15 protein-coding genes, 1 rRNA gene and 1 other annotated feature (1 of these 17 only partly in view) are annotated in these 19,101 nt (G+C 45.4%); of the genes, 14 read left to right on the top strand and 2 right to left on the bottom strand.

What is annotated here, in order from left to right; all coding sequences use genetic code 11:
• Positions 1 to 266, top strand: a binding site (T-box leader) (it extends 47 nt beyond the left edge of the window).
• A 158-nt stretch (positions 267 to 424) separates the two neighbouring features.
• The 6 genes from ileS (at position 425) to QMD66_02330 (ending at position 7,122) form a co-directional block, all read left to right on the top strand.
• Complete coding sequence (gene ileS / locus QMD66_02355; protein MDI6821707.1) at positions 425 to 3,238, top strand: isoleucine--tRNA ligase; 2,814 nt, start codon at positions 425 to 427, stop codon at positions 3,236 to 3,238.
• 138 nt (positions 3,239 to 3,376) lie between these two features.
• Entirely contained in the window at positions 3,377 to 3,748 is a 372-nt protein-coding gene (locus tag QMD66_02350; protein ID MDI6821706.1) for a TraR/DksA C4-type zinc finger protein, read from the top strand.
• 46 nt (positions 3,749 to 3,794) lie between these two features.
• The gene (gene lspA, locus QMD66_02345; GenBank protein ID MDI6821705.1) at positions 3,795 to 4,253 is read left to right on the top strand and encodes a signal peptidase II; all 459 of its coding nucleotides are present in this window, start codon (positions 3,795 to 3,797) and stop codon (positions 4,251 to 4,253) included.
• A 47-nt stretch (positions 4,254 to 4,300) separates the two neighbouring features.
• Complete coding sequence (gene lgt / locus QMD66_02340) at positions 4,301 to 5,038, top strand: prolipoprotein diacylglyceryl transferase (GenBank protein MDI6821704.1); 738 nt, start codon at positions 4,301 to 4,303, stop codon at positions 5,036 to 5,038.
• 97 nt (positions 5,039 to 5,135) lie between these two features.
• Entirely contained in the window at positions 5,136 to 6,077 is a 942-nt protein-coding gene (locus QMD66_02335; GenBank protein MDI6821703.1) for an RluA family pseudouridine synthase, read from the top strand.
• 139 nt (positions 6,078 to 6,216) lie between these two features.
• The gene (locus QMD66_02330) at positions 6,217 to 7,122 is read left to right on the top strand and encodes a diacylglycerol kinase family lipid kinase (GenBank protein MDI6821702.1); all 906 of its coding nucleotides are present in this window, start codon (positions 6,217 to 6,219) and stop codon (positions 7,120 to 7,122) included.
• Positions 7,123 to 7,386: 264 nt separating this feature from the next.
• Here QMD66_02330 and QMD66_02325 read toward each other — a convergent pair whose 3' ends face one another.
• Positions 7,387 to 8,616, bottom strand: a complete 1,230-nt coding sequence (locus QMD66_02325) for a PD-(D/E)XK nuclease family protein (protein MDI6821701.1) — start codon at positions 8,614 to 8,616, stop codon at positions 7,387 to 7,389.
• Positions 8,617 to 8,807: 191 nt separating this feature from the next.
• Between QMD66_02325 and QMD66_02320 the strand changes: the two genes are divergently transcribed.
• The gene (locus tag QMD66_02320; protein MDI6821700.1) at positions 8,808 to 9,320 is read left to right on the top strand and encodes a CarD family transcriptional regulator; all 513 of its coding nucleotides are present in this window, start codon (positions 8,808 to 8,810) and stop codon (positions 9,318 to 9,320) included.
• 11 nt (positions 9,321 to 9,331) lie between these two features.
• Here the strand turns inward: QMD66_02320 and rrf are convergent.
• Positions 9,332 to 9,448, bottom strand: a 5S ribosomal RNA gene (gene rrf / locus QMD66_02315).
• Between the two features lie 261 nt (positions 9,449 to 9,709).
• Here rrf and pyrR point away from each other — a divergent pair.
• The 7 genes from pyrR to QMD66_02280 all read left to right on the top strand — a co-directional run bounded on the left by pyrR (position 9,710) and on the right by QMD66_02280 (position 18,924).
• The gene (pyrR, locus tag QMD66_02310) at positions 9,710 to 10,252 is read left to right on the top strand and encodes a bifunctional pyr operon transcriptional regulator/uracil phosphoribosyltransferase PyrR (GenBank protein MDI6821699.1); all 543 of its coding nucleotides are present in this window, start codon (positions 9,710 to 9,712) and stop codon (positions 10,250 to 10,252) included.
• Positions 10,253 to 11,194, top strand: coding sequence for an aspartate carbamoyltransferase catalytic subunit (locus QMD66_02305; protein ID MDI6821698.1), 942 nt, complete (start codon positions 10,253 to 10,255; stop codon positions 11,192 to 11,194). It begins immediately after the preceding gene.
• Positions 11,187 to 12,509: a dihydroorotase gene (locus QMD66_02300; GenBank protein MDI6821697.1), complete on the top strand. Its 1,323-nt coding sequence runs from the start codon at positions 11,187 to 11,189 to the stop codon at positions 12,507 to 12,509. The genes QMD66_02305 and QMD66_02300 overlap by 8 nt, the downstream gene beginning before the upstream one ends.
• A gap of 41 nt (positions 12,510 to 12,550) precedes the next feature.
• Complete coding sequence (gene carA, locus QMD66_02295; GenBank protein ID MDI6821696.1) at positions 12,551 to 13,717, top strand: glutamine-hydrolyzing carbamoyl-phosphate synthase small subunit; 1,167 nt, start codon at positions 12,551 to 12,553, stop codon at positions 13,715 to 13,717.
• A 234-nt stretch (positions 13,718 to 13,951) separates the two neighbouring features.
• Positions 13,952 to 17,224: a carbamoyl-phosphate synthase large subunit gene (gene carB, locus QMD66_02290; protein ID MDI6821695.1), complete on the top strand. Its 3,273-nt coding sequence runs from the start codon at positions 13,952 to 13,954 to the stop codon at positions 17,222 to 17,224.
• A complete protein-coding gene (locus QMD66_02285) occupies positions 17,212 to 17,979 on the top strand; it encodes a dihydroorotate dehydrogenase electron transfer subunit (GenBank protein MDI6821694.1) in 768 nt (255 codons plus the stop codon). The genes carB and QMD66_02285 overlap by 13 nt, the downstream gene beginning before the upstream one ends.
• 27 nt (positions 17,980 to 18,006) lie before the next feature.
• On the top strand, positions 18,007 to 18,924 hold the full coding sequence (locus QMD66_02280; GenBank protein MDI6821693.1) for a dihydroorotate dehydrogenase: 918 nt from the start codon (positions 18,007 to 18,009) through the stop codon (positions 18,922 to 18,924).
• Positions 18,925 to 19,101 lie beyond the last annotated feature (177 nt).

Here is a 19,101-nt window from a genome sequence, read left to right as displayed (position 1 = left end):
GCCGAGGGGGAGTGGAAGCTCGGCATCGAAGCTAACTGAAAATCACCTTGGAGCTTCGGACCGAAAGCTTGTGAATCGTGAACGGTGAATGAGATGAGTAGACTCCGACGGGTGCAACCGTTACATTGCTACAGCCACAGGCCCGCCTGGAGCGAAGCCTCCCTTTGGGACCGGACGGGCAGGTGTGGCCAAGCTTAAGTGTCCCGTGTGAAATATCGGGGAAGCAAGGTGGTACCGCGAGATAAAGACCCTCTCTCGTCCTTGACGTCTGAGAGGGTCTTCCATTAAGTTCGGAGTTTGTTAGTCGCCTATACAGGCGCCCGTCTGGGCGGTAGTCGGGAGCGAAAATGACTAACAGGTAAGGATGTCCAGACGGACCCGCCTGCCGGACGGGCAGGTCTGAAAGAAGGCGAGACTTTGAGAGATGAATGAGTCCAAGAGTATTAATTACAAGGAAACATTGAATCTTCCCAGGACGGCATTTCCCATGAAGGCCAATCTGGCCCAGAGGGAGCCCGATATACTCAAATTTTGGGAAGGGGTGGATATATACAAACTCGTCTTAGAGCAAACAAGGGGTAGACCCGTCTTCGTTCTGCACGATGGTCCACCTTATGCCAATGGGGATATCCACTTAGGACACACTTTAAACAAGGTCCTCAAAGACATCGTGGTCAAATATAAGTCCATGAGGGGATACTTTTGCCCCTTTGTGCCCGGTTGGGATTGCCATGGGCAACCCATCGAGCACGAGGTGGAGAAAAGACTGGGTGTGGAGAGAAGCAAGATAAGCCGGATGCAGTTGAGGAAGCGGTGTAAAAACTATGCTTTAAAATACGTCAACCGGCAGCGAGAGCAATTCAAACGTCTTGGAGTGCGTGGGGACTTTAAAAATCCCTACCTCACCCTGGATTACAGCTACGAAGCTACCAATATCGAGATATTTGGGAGGCTTTATGGTCGAGGTTTGATTTATAAGGGAAAGAAGCCCATTTATTGGTGTTATCGATGTGAAACCGCTCTAGCTGAGGCTGAGATCGAATATGAAGAAGAAAAATCTCCATCGATTTATGTGAAGTTTCCCATCAAGGGCAATTTTGCTCCATTAGGTCGTCATAAAAAGCCCAAATTTGTGCTCATTTGGACCACCACCCCCTGGACACTTCCAGCGAATGTAGCCGTGGCCGTTCACCCCGATGTTTACTATTCCGCAGTTGAGGTTAATGGAGAGATTTACCTCTTACTCGATCATTTACTGGAGCAGGTCTTCAAAGAGGTGGGGATTCAAAACTACAAAATTTTGAAGAAGTTTAAGGGGAAGGAGCTTAAAGGCCTCGTCTATGTGCAGCCGCTGCAGGGTTGGGATTGCCCCATGGTGCTCGCCGATTTTGTTGCCTTTGATCAGGGAACGGGTTGTGTGCACATCGCCCCTGGACATGGTCAGGAGGATTTCGAAGTAGGTCTACAACACCACCTCCCAGCTCCGATGCCCGTTGATGGCAAGGGTTTCTTCACCAAGGAAGCTGGAAAGTTCAGAGGAAAACACATCCTTGAGGCCAACCAATTCATCATAGATGATCTGAAAAGAAGGAATTTACTCTTATACAACACAACCATCATTCATTCATACCCACACTGTTGGCGGTGTAAAAAGCCAGTTATCTTTCGGGCTACGGAGCAGTGGTTTATCTCGGTAGATAAGGATAGGCTCCGGAAAGAAGCTTTAGAGGAGATAACCAAGGTAAAGTGGATTCCCGAGTGGAGTGAGAATAGAATAGCCTCCATGGTCAAGGAAAGACCCGACTGGTGTATTTCCCGTCAAAGATCGTGGGGCGTTCCCATCCCCGTTTTTTACTGCAAGAACTGTCAGAAACCGCTCGTAAGCGAGGGAACGATTGCAGCCGTGGTTGATCTATTTAAGAGAGAGGGTGCAGATTCCTGGTTTAAAAAGTCGGCTGAAGAGATACTACCCTCTGGGATGGTCTGTTCCTCATGCAGCGGTTCCAAATTCACGAAGGAGACAAACATCCTGGATGTATGGTTTGAGTCGGGGATCAGTCATGCCGCGGTTCTTAAAAACCGCTCCGAGCTTGTATGGCCCGCTGACCTTTATCTCGAGGGGAGCGATCAACATCGAGGTTGGTTCCAGTCCTCTCTCTTAACCTCTGTCGGAGTCGAAGACAGGGCTCCTTATAGGGCAGTTTTAACCCATGGTTTCCTGGTAGATCAGCTGGGGAGGAAAATGTCCAAGTCTTTGGGGAATGTCATCGATCCCTTGGAGGTAATAAAGGAGTCAGGTGCGGATATTTTGCGGTTGTGGGTTGCTTCGGCGGATTACACTACCGATATCGCCGTATCCCGGGAGATATTGGAGCGAATCTCCGAGGCCTATCGTCGCCTTAGAAATACGGCTCGGTATCTCTTGGGGAACCTTCATGATTTTGATCCCAGGAAAGACGCCCTCCGCTACGAGGATTTAGAGGAGATAGATAAGTGGGCTCTACTCAGGCTCCACAAACTTTTGCTCAAAGTGACTAAGGCTTACGAAGAATATAAGTTTCACCTTGTTTACCATGCCATTTACAATTTTTGCGTGACGGATATGAGTGCTTTCTATCTGGATGTTCTGAAAGACAGACTATACACATCAAAGGTGGATTCTCCGAAACGCCGTTCGGCTCAGACGGTTTTATTTGAGATTTTGGTTAACTTAGCGAAGATTCTTTCACCCATTTTGGCCTTTACATCCGAGGAGATTTGGCAAAATATCCCCGAAGAATACAGAGACAAAATAAGCGTGCAGCTCTGTCCCTGGCCGGAAGTGCAGGAGGAATATTTAGACCGATATCTTGAGGAAAGATGGGATAGGTTGCTTGAGGTTCGAGATGAAGTATTGAAGGCTTTGGAGATTGCACGCGATGAAAAGCTCGTAGGCAACTCTCTGGAAGCGGCGGTGACCATCCATGCTCCTTCCGATTTATATGGCTTTCTCGACGGGTATAAAGATATGCTACCCACTATCTTCATCGTTTCACAGGTTAACTTATCTCCCTCAACGGAGGCTCCAGGCAAAGCCTTCAGAAGCGAGAGATTGAGGGACGTTTCCATCTTGATTTCAAAAGCTGTGGGGGAAAAGTGTGAACGATGTTGGAATTTCAGTGAAAGTGTAGGAAGGGATGCCAAGCATAAAAAACTTTGTGCTCGCTGCGTTGAAGTGGTGAAAAGTTTCACCGGTTGAGAGTATAGTCTTTTCTTTCCTTGGCAAAATGTATATAATCAAAGCGGTTAATACTGCTGCCTCAACTTTTTTTACTTTCAAGGGAAATCGAAGACCTTAAGTGAGATTCTAAGTAGACGCACAAAGTTGGAGGTTATTGTGGATCAAAAAAGGCTAGCTTATTTCAAGAAAATATTATTGAAGGAAAAATCTCGCTTGGAGCGTGAGCTCAAGGCAATCGATACTGGTATATTAGGTCAGTCTCAATCTGAACTTTTCGGGGAAAATTCCTATGAAGACCACTTCGCTGATAGTGCTACAGCTACTTTTGAGCGAGAAAGAGATCTTTCCCTAGAAAGGAATATTAAGGATATCCTCCAGAGAGTAAATATGGCCTTGGCAAAGATTGAAAAGGGAACTTATGGCATTTGCGCCTCTTGTGGCAAGGAGATAGACATGGCTCGTCTGAAAGCCCTCCCTTATGCCGATTTATGTATTACCTGCAAGAAGAAGGAAGAGGAAAGTTGGTAAAATGGAGTTTAATTTCAATCGTCGATGAATTTCGACGGAGGTTTTATTGATTTTTCTGATCATTGCAGGGGTTGTAATTATACTGGATCAGTTGACAAAGAGCCTTGTGCGTCAAATCCTTTCTCCTGGACAATCAATCCATATCATAAATGGTATTTTTCATATCACATATGTTAACAATCCTGGTGCCGCCTTTGGTCTTCTACCCAATCATCATTTCTTTCTTCTCCTGGTGACATTTATTGTCATTGTATTCATATTTTTTTATTATGGTCGCATCCGACCGCGAGAAATGCTCATGCAGGTGGCCTTGGGTATGGAATTGGGAGGTGCCGTAGGGAATTTCATCGATCGCACGGCTTACGGTTTGGTCACAGATTTTCTAGATTTTCGCATTTGGCCCGTATTTAATGTAGCCGATTCGGCTATCGTGATTGGTCTCATTCTCTTGGTTCTGACTTTGCTGTTGGGAAAAAGACAAAAACGGGCATCAAGTTTCGAGTAACGAGTCCCGAATTCCGAGCCCCGAATAACGGATTTCAGGGGGATTACATGTATCCAATTTTATTCCGCATAGGACCAATAACCATTAAATCTTATGGATTCATGCTCGCTCTTGCCTTCGTAGTGGGTATACTTTTGGCACGCCGGGAAGCGAGGCGTAGAGAGCTAAACCCCGATCTTGTCTTCGATCTGGTCCCTTACGCGGCTATTGGTGGAATAGTGGGAGCCAGACTCTTCTATGTGATCGGCCATTTAAGGGAATTTTTGACGAAGCCTTTGAGAATTTTTGCCATATGGGAGGGAGGATTGGTTTTCTACGGGGGACTCGCCGGCGGCACCCTCGCTGTAATCCTCTTTATTTGGTTGAGAGAGCTTCCCCTTTGGGAGATTGGGGATATGATTGCACCGTGTCTTGCCCTGGGATATGCCATCGGCCGTATTGGATGTTTTTTTAATGGATGTTGTTATGGTCGCCCAACTAATCTTTCCTGGGGAGTGAACTTTTTTGACGTCCCACGCCATCCCACACAAATTTACAGTTCCCTTTATAGCTTGATTATCTTTGGCATTTTATGGTCTTTGAGAGCTAAGGTAGCTCGTCCTGGAATTCTTTTCTGGCTATACGTGCTCATGTATTCTGCAGCGCGTTTTGGCGTAGAGTTTTTGAGGGAGAGTCCAAGGGCAGCTTTGGGGCTCACAGCTTCTCAATTCACCAGCATTGGAATCTGCGTCTTAGCCTCGGTCGCTTTAGCAACTGGTTACTTCTCCCGCAGAAAATTGTCATGATACTTGATGTTATAAGTGGGTCATAAATCCCGAATATTTTTCTTTAGACAATCATGTAGCAAATTCTGAAATTATGACTTATATATTTGAGGTTAAAATGCCTGATGAGAAAAGGGAAGTTTACAAAATAGTGGTCAAAGCCAGTGACGTGGGGCAACGCCTCGATGCCTTTCTCGCTAAAAGGCGCAAAATCCCATCCCGTTCATTTGCCCAAAATTTGATCTCTCAAGGTTTAGTTCAGGTTAATGGTAAAATCATGACCAAACACCATCGCTTAAAAAAAGGAGAGACGATTTCACTTACGATTCCCTCTCCCGAGGAACCCAAGATTTTACCCGAGCTCATACCCCTGAACATCATTTACGAAGACGAGGACATAATTGTACTTTCTAAACCAGCGGGTATGGTAGTTCATCCAGCCTATGGGCATACCACGGGGACTCTAGTGAATGCTCTTTTGGCTCATACCAAGGATCTCTCCGGAATCGGTGGAGTCAAACGCCCAGGGATTGTACATCGACTCGATAAGGATACTTCCGGACTCATGGTAGTGGCCAAAAATGACATGGCCCATTTGAGTTTGGCGAAGCAGGTTAAAAAAAGGAAACTACGAAGAATATATTTGGCTTTGGTGCACGGAACCTTCGATATTGATTCCGGAACAATTGAAGCTCCCATCGGTCGGAGCCCTCACCTGCGGAAGAAAATGATGGTCATCAGCGCCGGTCGACATGCCGTGACCAACTTTAAGGTCAAAGAGAGATTTAAAGATTATACCCTCTTGGAGGTTGATATACAAACGGGAAGGACTCATCAAATCCGGGTTCACATGTCCTATATTAAACATCCGGTAGTTGGAGATCCGGAGTATGGCTATCGAAAGGCTAGAAAAGAATTGGGTTTAAATCGACAATTTTTACATGCCCATCGTTTGCAGTTTACCCATCCCGGAACGGAAAAGAGTATATCCTTCGAAGATAAACTCCCAGAGGATCTAAACAAAGTGCTAACTCTTTTACGCAGCGGTGACCATTTATAATCTTAGGATTACCTGTATTATTAACAAGACGGGTTAACACACTTACCCCTCCTCGAATGTTTTAAAATTCAAACCTAACTCGTTAATAGTTCAGATCACCTGCCGCCAGGTGGACACGCGAATTAGAGGGGAAATGAGATTGAAACTGGCATTAATCGTTAATCCCTTAGCGGGGCAAGGAAGAACAGAGAAAGCTTTGCCACAAGTGAAAAGAAAACTCAAAGAGGTATTTAATCTGCAAGTTTATCGTACTCAGAGGGTTGGAGATGGTATCCCCATAGCTAAAAAGGCTTTAAATCAAGATTCTCAAATATTAGTGGCGATGGGCGGTGATGGAACGGTTTCCGAAGTGGTCAATGGAATTATTGGTTCAAAAGCCATTTTGGGTGTGATTCCCTGCGGTACAACAAATGTATTCGCTGCAGAGATGGGTATACCCTTTAACCTTTTTAAGGCTTGCGAAGTCATTTTAAGCGGTTCAACCAGGAAAATCGATATTGGGAAAGCTTGCCCGGTTGTGCCCCGAAGCAAAAAGAGGCGAGTTAATGATCGTCACTTTGTACTCATGGCTGGAGTAGGATTTGACGCTCAGATTGTGCAGGAAGTTGACCCCGAAGTCAAAAGGATGCTCAAGGATTTAGCCTATATTCTAACTGGTATAAAGACTCTCTTCACTTATAAGCCCACTTTGATGGAAATCGAGCTCGATGGAGAGAAAAAGGAGAAGGGTTACTTTGTGGTTGTCGGCAATGCCAGGTGTTATGCTGGACGCTATTTCAGCATCACAACTCAGGCGAGCATTGAAGATGGATGGTTGGATATCTGCATCTTCAAAAAAGGGGATATCGCAAGCTTCGTTCGGTACATCACGGGAGTTTTATTGAGAAAGCATCTCGCGTATTCAGATGTTTACTATAGGAGAGCCAAGCGAATCCAAATTATTGCACCAGTATCAACACTGGTTCAAGCCGATGGGGAACTCATAGGGCAAACTCCAATGCACTTCACGATATTGCCCCATGCCGTATCAGTAATCACTCCCTAAACCCAGCCTTTAACCTGAACCTTAACCTTTAACTAATGTTTACGCATATTGGTAACACTTATATATTGTTTGGGGCATCCTTCCGAGTGCTAGCTGCTGCCCCGACGAGTCGGGGCTTAACGGTTCTCTTAAGATGCACTCTCCAGGATATCCGTCCCAAAATATGAACTTAATCTCGATATAATTACTGTGAACCGTGTAAGGGTGTAACCAATGTCTATGATTAATATAAGTTTAACTTCAACCTAGAACCTCGAACGACAACTATGATCTATCAATCATCGACCAATCCGGCTCCCTTTGAATTTCTCTAACATAGAGAGCGTACGTTATATCCTCAACCTCTTTGGCACTTTCAATTAATCCCTTGACTTCTTCCTTTATATCATCGCTATTTAATAGTTCTTTAAGGGCTCTCCCGTCTACCCTTAAGATGCGTTCCCAAAGCCCTAAGGGCTCTAAAACCTTCCTTAATTTGTCAATGTTATAGCTTTGAATGAGCCTTGGTTTGCGTGAGATTGCCACCTTATCCGAATAAAGACGGGAAAGACCATGTTTTTCGCAATAATCATGGATGATTTCCTGTAGCTCATCTAATTTCAAATTGATCTCCTTTAATTTCCTTTTAAGCTCCGCATATTCATCCACGACTTTTTCGACCTCGATGGCGGCTTCCTGCATCCCCCTGGATGGGCTACAGACCCGTAGGGAGCCTCCGTCTCCCTTTAAAAATTTGTGCTTACGGAGAGGACAATGGGCTTGAAAATCACACCAGGGACAGAGAGTATTTTCCCTCGGTTCAAACTCACCCAACTTAATAGCCTTAACAACTTGTCTCATGATATCCTTGGTTTCTTCAACATCCTCCCGCGTTCTACTGGTGCTTATTTTCTCATTGGGGATGAGAAAATATAGAGTCAATTTTTCCGGTTCGATTCCCCAAATTTTTTGAGCTGCCAGGTGGTAAATTGAAAGTTGTAGATCGCTTTCGACCTTTGAGCGAGGGGGAAGCCTTCGGCTCGTCTTATAGTCGATTATTTCGTAGCCTCCCTCGGGGAGTTTGTCCATCCTGTCAATGACACCACTCAGAGTGAATTTCTCTAAGCCTTCGCCATCTAACTCTATTTGGAATTTATGCTCTAGCGCCGCTGGAATACGAAAATCTTTGACGTTGGTGTAATAGAAATTTGTCAATATTTCCCTGGCGTGCTCGAAATAGATGGATTCCTCGCTTCGGTCCTTGTATCCTTCCGGTTCCCATACCTTTGACAGAAGCTTTAGGAGTTCATCTAGTGTGGGTGGTTTAGGAATGGGCACATTGTAAAAATGAGCTAAAGCGGCGTGAACACTGCTACCGAAGCTCCGAAGAGGAGTCTTCTTAGTGGGAAGTTTGTCAATGAACTGAAACTTATAGGAAAGGGGGCAGTTTTGATAGACCGCGATGGAAGAAAAGCTAAGTCTTAAGTTTCGTTCACATGACCTATGCTTCAGCACAATTCCTCCTATACAGTATCTAGTAGCGAAAGAGTAAAATTAACTCAATTTATTGTATAACGAACTAATGTTCGAGTCAATTTTTTGTCAAATTTTTTTCAACACTCATTAAAATATGAATGTAAATTTTTGGCAGAATTCCTTGTCAGCGGTATAATAGAATTAATCAAATTTGATTTGAAGGTGATGAGGTGCATCGTATCGGGGATAAGGTATACTACCCTTATTTCGGCATTGGAACAGTTCAAGATATTATAGTGGGGGATTTTCAAGGACATGAACAGGAATATTACGTAATAGATATATCCCCCGAGGAAATGAAGGTAATGATCCCCATTGAGCGCGCGGAGAGTGTGGGATTAAGGAGGGTTATTTCATCACGAGATGTCCCCAAGGTTCTTCGCATCCTGGAGGAAAGAAATCATCTATGCTCCAAGGATAAGGACTATTACAAATGGTATGCTAATTGCCTTGAAAAGATAGAGAGTTCAAATATACTCGAAGTTGCCGAAGCCGTGGCTGATTTCTTGGGTAAAAGAAATAGAAAAAATTTAAGTTTGAGGGAACGAGAACTCCTTAAAAGAGGACTTTACCTGTTGAGTACCGAGATAGCTTGGGCTAAAAAAATTAAAAAGAGCAGGGCAAAAAGATTGATACTTGAATCTTGGAAGAAAATGCACAGTTCACGTAGCCCAAAGTACTAACAACAATAAGACCCTGGCAGCTTCCTACTCTCCCACCCCGTCACCAGGGCAGTACCATCGGCGTTGGAGGACTTAACTTCTCTGTTCGGAATGGGAAGAGGTGTTTCCCCTCCGCTATGGCCACCAGAGTCTCAACTTAAATTATATTACTGTTACAATTATTTTCAAATCAGTTACGATTAAAAGCATTTTATTCCAGCAAAGCGTTGACGTCAAATCCTTGTTCTGTTATGATAAAAAAAACCTTTAAATCTAGTCCTGCGAGGCTAGGAAGGAGGTAAAATAAACATGAATACGAATACCTTCTTGTGTCGGACAGGAAGGTATTTTTTTGTCTCAAAACCTGCAGGTCCATTTGGAAATATAATGGCATTTTAAAGGAGAAGATAATGGTCTTTAAGGAGAAAACCACCGTAATGAATATGAATGGCATTCAAAGGGCTCTCATAAGGATCGCACATGAGATTTTGGAAAGGAATAAGGGCGCTAGGAATTTGGCACTCGTAGGGATTCGGAGCAGGGGAGTCCATTTAGCCCGAAGGTTGGCCCAAAAAATAGGCGAGATAGAAAATATGACTCCTCCCGTGGGAGTGTTGGATATCACATTTTATCGAGACGATATAGGCACTCATCCACAACCCAGGGTTTCCTCCACGCAGATACATTTCGACGTCACCGGTAGGGATATCGTGTTAGTAGATGATGTCTTATACACCGGGAGAAGTGTAAGGGCAGCTATGGATGCCATTTTTGACTTCGGTCGACCAGCAAGCATTCAGCTTGCTGTGATGATCGATAGAGGACACAGAGAGCTTCCCATCCGGCCCGATTATGTGGGGAAAAATATACCAACTTCTCGTAAGGAACGAGTACAGGTGAATTTAAAGGAGGAGGATGGCCTTGATACCGTGGTCATTGGGGAGGTTTCTTAAGTGAAAATTAAAATCCAGCTTAAAAGCAAGAACCTTTTGGGAATAAGAGAACTAAATCGCGAGGAGATCGAATTGATTCTGGATACAGCCGAGTCTTTCAAAGAGATTTCCACTCGTACCATCAAAAAAGTTCCTACTTTAAGGGGAAGAACAATAGTCAATCTTTTTCTGGAACCAAGTACTCGCACACGGACATCCTTCGAACTGGCCGCTAAGCGCTTGAGTGCTGATGTTGTGAATATTTCGGGTAAAGACAGTGCCACTGTGAAGGGGGAAAGTCTTAAAGATACTGCCAAAACCATCGAGGCCATGAATGCGGACCTTGTAATCATCAGGCATTCCGCCGCCGGGGCACCGCATCTTTTAGCCAGGCTGGTCAGATGCGGAGTAGTAAATGCAGGAGACGGAGCTCACGAACACCCCACACAGGCCCTCCTCGATTTGTTCACCATCAGGGAGAAACTTGGAAGAATCGAGGACTTGTATGTAGCCATAGTTGGTGACATCGCTCACAGTCGGGTAGCGCGCTCCAATATTCTGGCTTTCACAAAGATGGGAGCAAAGGTTACCCTGGTTGCTCCACCTACTTTACTCCCAGTGAACATCGAGGCCTTCGGCGTGGATGTAAGCTATAATCTCGATGAGGTCATAAAAGAGGTCGACGTCGTCTACTGCCTGAGGATGCAACTCGAACGTCAAACGGAAAATCTCTTTCCCTCTTTGAGAGAGTACACAACGCTGTTCGGTTTGAATATGGCGAGGATCACAAGGGCTAGGGAAAACGCACTCATTATGCATCCGGGACCCATGAATCGAGGGATAGAAATAACCTCTGAAGTTGCAGATCTCCCCCAATCGGTGATGACGGATCAGGTAACGAATGGAGTGGCGGTGAGGATGGCCATACTATACTTGCTTATAGGGGGCGGTGAGAGTGTCTAAGGTGCTAATAAGAGGGGGGAGAGTCATCGACCCCGCAAATGAAGTTGATGCCACCTTGGATATTCTGGTTAAAAATGGAAAGATAATGAGCATTGCGGAGAATTTAGCGGCAGAGGATGCTGAAACTATTGAGGCCAGGGATATGATTGTAACACCTGGTCTCATAGATATGCATGTCCACCTACGTGAACCCGGTAGAGAGGATGAGGAAACCATAAGAACTGGCACCCGAGCCGCTATTAAAGGTGGTTTCACCTCCGTTGCTTGCATGCCAAACACAAATCCAGTTGCCGATACAGCATCTGTGATCGAGATGATACTGGAGAAATCCAGAGAAGAGGGAATGGCCAGTATCTTTCCAGTCGCTGCCATCACCAAGGGTTTAAAGGGTAAAGAACTCGCTGAGATGGGCGAGTTGGTTAAAGCAGGTGCGGTGGCTTTCTCGGATGACGGAGAGTCGGTGATGAATGCCGAGGTGATGAGGAGAGCCTTTGAATATTCACGAATGTTTAACATCCCACTGATTGCTCATTCGGAAGACAAAAATCTTTCTTTCCATGGTCAGATGAATGAAGGTTTTTATTCCACACTGCTTGGATTGAAAGGCATCCCAGCGGCTGCTGAAGAGGTCATGGTCGCTCGAGATATTATTCTAGCTGGGGTAACTGGGGGAAGACTTCATATAGCCCATGTTAGTACGGAGGGGACCGTAGCTTTAATCCGCATGGCTAAAAAGGCGGGAATTCGGGTGACTTGCGATGTTACTCCTCATCATTTGGTACTCACTGACAAGGCTTTAATGAATTTCGACACTAATTTTAAGGTGAATCCCCCGCTCAGATCCCAGCGAGATGTGCAGGCACTTTTGAAGGGACTTTCCGATGGGACAATTGATGCCATTGCCAGCGATCACGCTCCACATGCGCTGCATGAAAAGGAGAGGGAGTTTGACCACGCTCCATTTGGAATTGTGGGGCTTGAAACGACCCTTCCCTTGATGCTCACCAAGGTCGTGGAAACTGGCGTGCTTGATTTGCCGCGGTTGATCGCAAAGTTAGCGATAAATCCCGCAAATACTCTAGGAATTCACAAGGGAAGTTTATCCATAGGAAGTGATGCTGATATCACCATATTTGATCACAAATCTAAACTTAAGGTTGATATCGACAAATTTGAATCCAAGAGCAAAAATTCCCCCTTCCACGGTTGGGAATTGAATGGTATTGTGAAATATGTTTTAGTGGCGGGGGAGATAGTTATAAGGGAAGGTAATATCGTCAAAGGTTACGGAATAGAGTCGAGGGTCGAGCATTGAGAATCGAGGGACGAGAGTCGAAGACATTAGGGGATAGTGATATGAGGGAAAGGGCGATATTGGCATTGGAAGATGGAACCACATATGAGGGAACAGCTTTTGGGGCAATTGGTGAGGCAGTAGGAGAGGTCGTCTTTAACACCAGTATGACTGGGTATCAAGAGGTGTTGACCGACCCCTCCTATGCGGGTCAAATAGTAACAATGACCTACCCTCATATCGGCAATTACGGGGTAAATTCCGAGGATTACGAGTCTCGAGGGCCCTTTGTGGAGGGATTTGTGGTCAGAGAATACTCCAGAATCTATAGTAACTGGAGGGCTGAGGATTCCCTGGAAAATTTCCTTAATTCTTACGGCATTGTGGGGATTCAGGATATCGATACCAGAGCTTTAACCAAGCACATTCGAAGCGAGGGAGCCATGAAAGGCGTTCTTTCATCAGTTGATCTGGACACCCAGAGCCTAGTGGAGAAAGCCAAGGCATCTCCAGGACTTATAGGCAGAGACTTGGTTAAAAACGTTACCACTGATAAACCCCATATATGGTGGGAAACGAAGAGAGTTAAGCACTTTCATGTCGTCGCCTTTGATTTTGGCATAAAACGCAGTATCTTAAGATCTCTTGAAACGGTAGGGTGCAAGATAACCGTTGTGCCCGCCAGCACCAAGGCCGAAGAGGTGTTAGCCTTAAATCCCGATGGAATTTTGCTATCCAATGGTCCGGGAGATCCCGCGGGTGTGCCTTACGCCATTGAAACTACAGGAAAACTCCTAGGCAAAAAACCCATCTTTGGAATTTGTTTGGGGCATCAGATACTTGCCTTAGCTTTAGGGGGCAGGACTTATAAGCTTAAGTTCGGTCATAGAGGCGGAAATCAGCCAGTTAAAAATCTGCTGACAGGAGGCGTTGAAATAACGGCCCAAAACCATGGCTTTGCCGTGGATCAAAATTCTCTTAAGGTTAGCGAGAGGGAATGGCGTGTGGGAAAGACGATCCCAATTGGTGGGTGGAAAGGAGAAACCGAGTTTGGGAGCATCGAGATCACCCACATTAATTTGAATGATGGGACTGTGGAAGGCTTGCAATGTCTGGATATTCCCGCCTACTCTGTGCAGTATCATCCAGAGGCTTCACCGGGTCCCCATGATTCCAGGTACTTATTCGAGCAGTTTGTGAAGTTAATGGAGGAAGAGAACATAGGTTAGACATAAATCGCCTACGGCAGAAGCTTTTTTTGCCAATTCTAAACAATATTAAATGACCAAAACTTCGTTGTGAACTCAGTTGAACAATCCAAAGTTCAAAACAAAATGAAACAAGGTTTAGGATTTCAAAAAATTTGGATTTTGAATTTGTTTAGGATTTAGGATTTCGAATTTAGGGTTTGCAAACTTAATTTCTAGAGTTATGTCAAGGGCATAAGGGAGAGAACATATATCATGCCTCGAAGAACGGATATTAAAAAAATCTTGATAATTGGCTCGGGACCCATCATCATTGGACAGGCTTGCGAATTTGATTATTCGGGGACCCAGGCTTGTAAGGTTTTAAAGCAGGATGGATTCAAAGTCATCCTGGTCAATTCCAATCCGGCAACCATCATGACCGACCCCGAGTTCGCCGATAGAACCTACATTGAGCCCATAACACCGGAGGTCGTAGAAAAGATAATTGAAAAGGAAAAACCCGATGCTTTGCTACCAACGTTGGGTGGTCAAACGGGACTTAATACCGCCGTTGCTCTCGCTGAAAGTGGCGTGCTTCATCGATTTGGAGTTGAGCTCATTGGAGCGAAACTCGAGGTAATTAAAAAGGCTGAGGATAGAAGCTTGTTCAAAAAGGCAATGAGTAGAATTGGACTGGACCTACCCCGCAGCGGTTTTGCCTATAGCTTAAGTGAAGCTTTAAGAATTGTGGAGGATATCGGTTTTCCCATAGTCATTCGACCCAGTTTCACTCTGAGTGGGACCGGTGGAGGCATCGCTTATAATCTGGAGGAGTTTAGAAATATTGTTTCTACGGGTCTCATGCTCAGCCCCATAAATGAAGTTTTAATCGAGGAGTCGGTGATCGGTTGGAAGGAATACGAGCTAGAGGTGATGAGAGATCTCAAGGACAACGTGGTCATCGTCTGTCCCATCGAGAATTTTGATCCCATGGGGATCCACACCGGAGATAGCATCACCGTTGCTCCTGCTCAAACCCTGACCGATAAGGAATATCAGCAACTTCGAGACGCTGCCATCGCCATCATGAGGGAGATAGGGGTGGAAACCGGTGGATCCAACATCCAGTTTGCTGTTCATCCCGAAACAGGGCGTCTGGTGGTCATTGAAATGAATCCCAGGGTTTCTCGAAGTTCAGCCCTTGCTTCCAAGGCTACCGGTTTTCCCATCGCCAAAATCGCTGCTAAGCTTGCTGTGGGATACACTCTGGATGAAATTCCAAATGATATCACCAAGGAGACTCCGGCTTGCTTTGAACCGACCATAGACTATGTGGTGGTAAAGATCCCAAGATGGACTTTTGAGAAATTTCCCGAAGCCGATGCACGCCTCACCACGAAGATGAAATCCGTGGGAGAAGCGATGTCCATCGGGCGAACCTTCAAAGAAGCACTTCAGAAGGCCATTAGATCTCTGGAAATCGATAGATATGGTTTGGGGGCTGACGGGCGCGAGGAGATTATCGAGGAGCAAGTCCATCAAAAATTAGCCGTTCCCACTCAAGATCGAATCTTTTACATTAAATATGCTCTATCCATGGGAATGTCCGTTGAAGAGGTCTATGAGCTGACCAAAATCGATCCCTGGTTCCTGTACCAAATTCAAGAAATTGTCCTAGTGGAGCAAGAAATCTCGAAGTATAATTTGAAAACCCTTCCCAAGGAGCTTCTTAAACAAGCAAAAAGGCATGGTTTTTCAGATGTTCAAATTGCTTACCTTACGGGGTCGACCGAGGAGGCAGTTCGCGAGAAAAGAAAAGATTCTGGAATTACTCCCACTTTTAAGCTCGTTGATACCTGTGCAGCTGAGTTTGAGGCGTACACACCATACTATTACTCTACATATGAGGTTGAGAGTGAGATTAGACCATCAACTAAGCCAAAGATAGCCATTTTCGGAAGCGGTCCCAATCGCATTGGTCAGGGAATAGAATTTGATTATTGTTGCGTCCATGCCGCTTTTGCTCTCAAGGAAGAAGGTTTTGAGACCATCATGATCAACTGCAATCCAGAGACGGTTTCCACAGACTATGATACCTCCGATAGACTCTATTTTGAGCCTCTTACCTTGGAGGATGCTTTGAACATCGTTGGAGCAGAGAAACCCAAAGGGGTCATCCTTCAATTTGGTGGACAAACGCCTCTAAAACTGGCTGTTCCTCTGGAGAAAGCTGGAGTCAAAATCCTAGGTACTTCACCTGATAGCATCGATCTCGCCGAGGATAGAAAGAGATTCGGAGCATTGTTGAGGAAGTTAGGGATAAACCAACCACCTCATGGCACGGCAACCTCTTTTAAAGAAGCGTTAAAGGTCGCCCGAGGAATAGGATATCCTTTACTGGTTCGCCCATCTTACGTCCTTGGTGGTCGGGCCATGGAAATTGTCTACTCAGAGGAAATGCTCGATGGTTATATCGCCTCGGCGGTCAAGGCTTCGCCGGAACACCCCATTTTGCTCGATAAATTTCTTGAGGATGCGGTAGAGATCGATGTCGACGCGGTGTCCGATGGAGAAACCATATTCATAGGGGGAATCATGGAGCACATAGAGGAAGCTGGAATCCACTCGGGGGATAGTGCCTGCGTGATACCCCCACTTTCTATAACTGATCATCAAATTGAGGAGATTAAGGAGTGTACCCGCACTCTGGCCAGAGTTTTAAATGTTGTGGGACTGATCAACATCCAGTACGCCATAAAGGATGGAACTCTCTATGTGCTTGAAGTTAATCCTCGAGCTTCTAGAACGGTGCCATACGTGAGTAAGGCAACGGGCATACCTCTGGCTAAACTTGCAGCTCGAGCCATGGTTGGGAGAACTCTCAAAGAGTTAGGCTACGAAGAACGCCATGAATTAAAGCACATTGCCATTAAGGAAGTTGTCCTTCCCTTTGGAAGATTCCCAGAGGTGGACACGGTCTTGGGACCAGAGATGAAATCCACTGGCGAAGTTATGGGAATAGATCAAGGCTTCGGGCAGGCTTTCGCTAAAGCTCAGATGGGTGCAGGCGTGCCTCTACCAACAAAGGGCACTATCTTTATAAGCGTTCGCAATAGAGATAAAAAAGCCATAGTTCACATCGCCAAGAAACTCGCGGAATTGGGTTTTGAGATCGTCTCCACCAAGGGGACAGCGGAGGTGCTCACCCAGAGTGGTGTTAAGGTCAAAGAAGTTTTGAAGGTTCGGGAGGGTCGCCCCAATGTGGTAGATCTGATAAAGAACGGGGAGATCGACCTAGTGATCAATACCCCTTGGGGCAAAGGTCCTCGAACGGATGGATATTATATTCGAACCACTACATCAGCCTATGGTATTCCATGCATCACCACCATTGCAGGAGCTTCTGCAGCTATCAAGGGGATTGAGGCCATGATAGTTGGCGACATCGCCGTTAAAGCCATTCAAGATTATCACATTGAAGAATTTCTCCTAGAAACCAAGACCGAATCAGCTTCGGCTGTGGAGGAAAAGAAATGTTCCAAGTGAAAGCGCACGTTCTTTTAAAGGAACAAATAGCACCGGGGATTTATACCTTAAGATTTTTTTGTCGCGAAATTGCTTCCAGAGCCAAACCTGGACAATTTATCCACGTTAAATGCGGAGAGAATAGAAATTTCATTCTTCGCCGTCCCTTCAGCATCCATCGAATTCTGGGTCCGGATACCTTCGAGATACTCTTCAAGGTTGTGGGCAAGGGGACCTCCTGCCTGGCTCAACTTCACCCTCATGAGATTCTGGACATCATCGGTCCCATGGGAAGTGGCTTTACCATCGATGATGGTCTCAAAAGCACCATACTTGTCGCCGGAGGAATGGGGATTGCCCCCTTGGTGTCTCTGATAGAAGAAATCGATTTACAAAGGATTAGGCTCTATATCCTCCAGGGAGCGGCAACTAGAGAGAGATTACTCTATTTCATGTATTTAAAGAGGATAGCCAGAAAAATCTTTCTGGCTACGGAGGATGGAAGCATTGGCCACAAGGGTCTTGTCACGGATCTTCTACATGTGGCAATCAAAGAGTGTAAGCCCGATTGCATCTATGCTTGTGGTCCTGAAGAAATGCTAAAGGAAGTCGCCGAAATTTCCTCGGAATTTGAAATTCCCGCCCAAGTTTCCATGGAAAGGCGCATGGGGTGTGGAATTGGTGCCTGTCTTTCCTGTGTTTGCGATACGAGGGATGGTTACAAGAGAGTTTGTATCGATGGTCCGGTCTTTGATGCAACTGAGATCGTGTGGTAGGTTCAAGGTTAAAGGTTGTGATTGGGTATGAAACCAGATTTGAGTATAGATTTAGCTGGAATTAAAATGAAGAATCCGGTGATGAACGCTTCGGGACCCTTTGGTTGCGGCTGGGAGTATGCCCAGTTCATAGACTTAAGTAAGCTGGGGGCGATTGTGGTTAAAAGTATTACTCTGAAGGAACAAAGGGGTAATCCACCTCCCCGAATGTGCGAAACCGCCTCTGGTATTCTTAACTCCATAGGACTTCAAAATAAGGGTGTCGATCGCTTCGTTCAAGAGGATTTGCCATATCTTAGAAATTATAATGTTCCAATTATCGTCAATGTTGCAGGGAGCACCATCGATGAGTACGTCGCCGTCTGCGATAGGCTAAATCAGGTGCATGGGATCTCCGGAATCGAGCTCAATATCTCCTGCCCCAACGTGAAAAAGGGTGGAGCAATCTTCGGTTCCAGTTCAAGATCAGCATCGAAGGTTGTCACCGAGGTAAGGAGGGTGACCAATTTACCCCTCATCGTCAAGCTCACCCCAAATGTCACCGACATCGTCAAGATAGCCAGGTCTGTCGAGATTGCAGGAGCTGATGGTGTATCACTGATCAATACCCTCTTGGGAATGTGTATAGATGTGGAAACTTTCCGTCCGGAATTGGCGAGCATTATTGGAGGTCTTTCCGGTCCGGCTATAAAACCCATAGCCATAAGGATGGTTTGGCAAGTTGCCCAGGCCATCGATATTCCCATCATAGGTATGGGCGGAATTGCGAGTGTGAAGGATGCAATCGAGTTTTTTCTGGCGGGAGCAACGGCGATCGCCATTGGAACGGCCAATTTAATCAATCCTCAGATAACCATCGAAATCATCAGGGGGTTGGAAAAGTTCTTAGAAGAAAAAGGGTTTGAAGCCATTTGGGAGATTGTGGGGAAAGTAAGGATAGATTAGTTCCACAAAAATGAGCTTTAACCCTGGACATAATTCGTTCATAGGAGTTCCTTCCAGCATGCTGTTTATCCAGGTCAATGCAAAATGCAAAAATCAAAAATAAAAATCACAAATCAAAATGTAAATATTTTAAAACCTCCAAATTTTGGCAAATTTAGTTTTCAAATTTATTCTTTA

The sequence above is a fragment of the Actinomycetota bacterium genome (assembly GCA_030018275.1).
Classification (GTDB): domain Bacteria; phylum Actinomycetota; class Aquicultoria; order Subteraquimicrobiales; family Subteraquimicrobiaceae; genus Subteraquimicrobium.
Note: the sequence above shows the minus strand (reverse complement) of the source record. Positions and strands in the feature narration are given on the sequence as shown.

Excerpts from the sequence above, each read along its gene's own strand:
- QMD66_02285 (MDI6821694.1), top strand. The coding sequence starts at position 17,212 with ATGTTCCAAGTGAAAGCGCACGTTCTTTTAAAGGAACAAATAGCACCG.
- ileS (MDI6821707.1), top strand. The coding sequence starts at position 425 with ATGAATGAGTCCAAGAGTATTAATTACAAGGAAACATTGAATCTTCCC.
- QMD66_02280 (MDI6821693.1), top strand. The coding sequence starts at position 18,007 with ATGAAACCAGATTTGAGTATAGATTTAGCTGGAATTAAAATGAAGAAT.
- carA (MDI6821696.1), top strand. The coding sequence starts at position 12,551 with ATGAGGGAAAGGGCGATATTGGCATTGGAAGATGGAACCACATATGAG.
- QMD66_02335 (MDI6821703.1), top strand. The coding sequence starts at position 5,136 with ATGCCTGATGAGAAAAGGGAAGTTTACAAAATAGTGGTCAAAGCCAGT.
- carB (MDI6821695.1), top strand. The coding sequence starts at position 13,952 with ATGCCTCGAAGAACGGATATTAAAAAAATCTTGATAATTGGCTCGGGA.
- lgt (MDI6821704.1), top strand. The coding sequence starts at position 4,301 with ATGTATCCAATTTTATTCCGCATAGGACCAATAACCATTAAATCTTAT.
- pyrR (MDI6821699.1), top strand. The coding sequence starts at position 9,710 with ATGGTCTTTAAGGAGAAAACCACCGTAATGAATATGAATGGCATTCAA.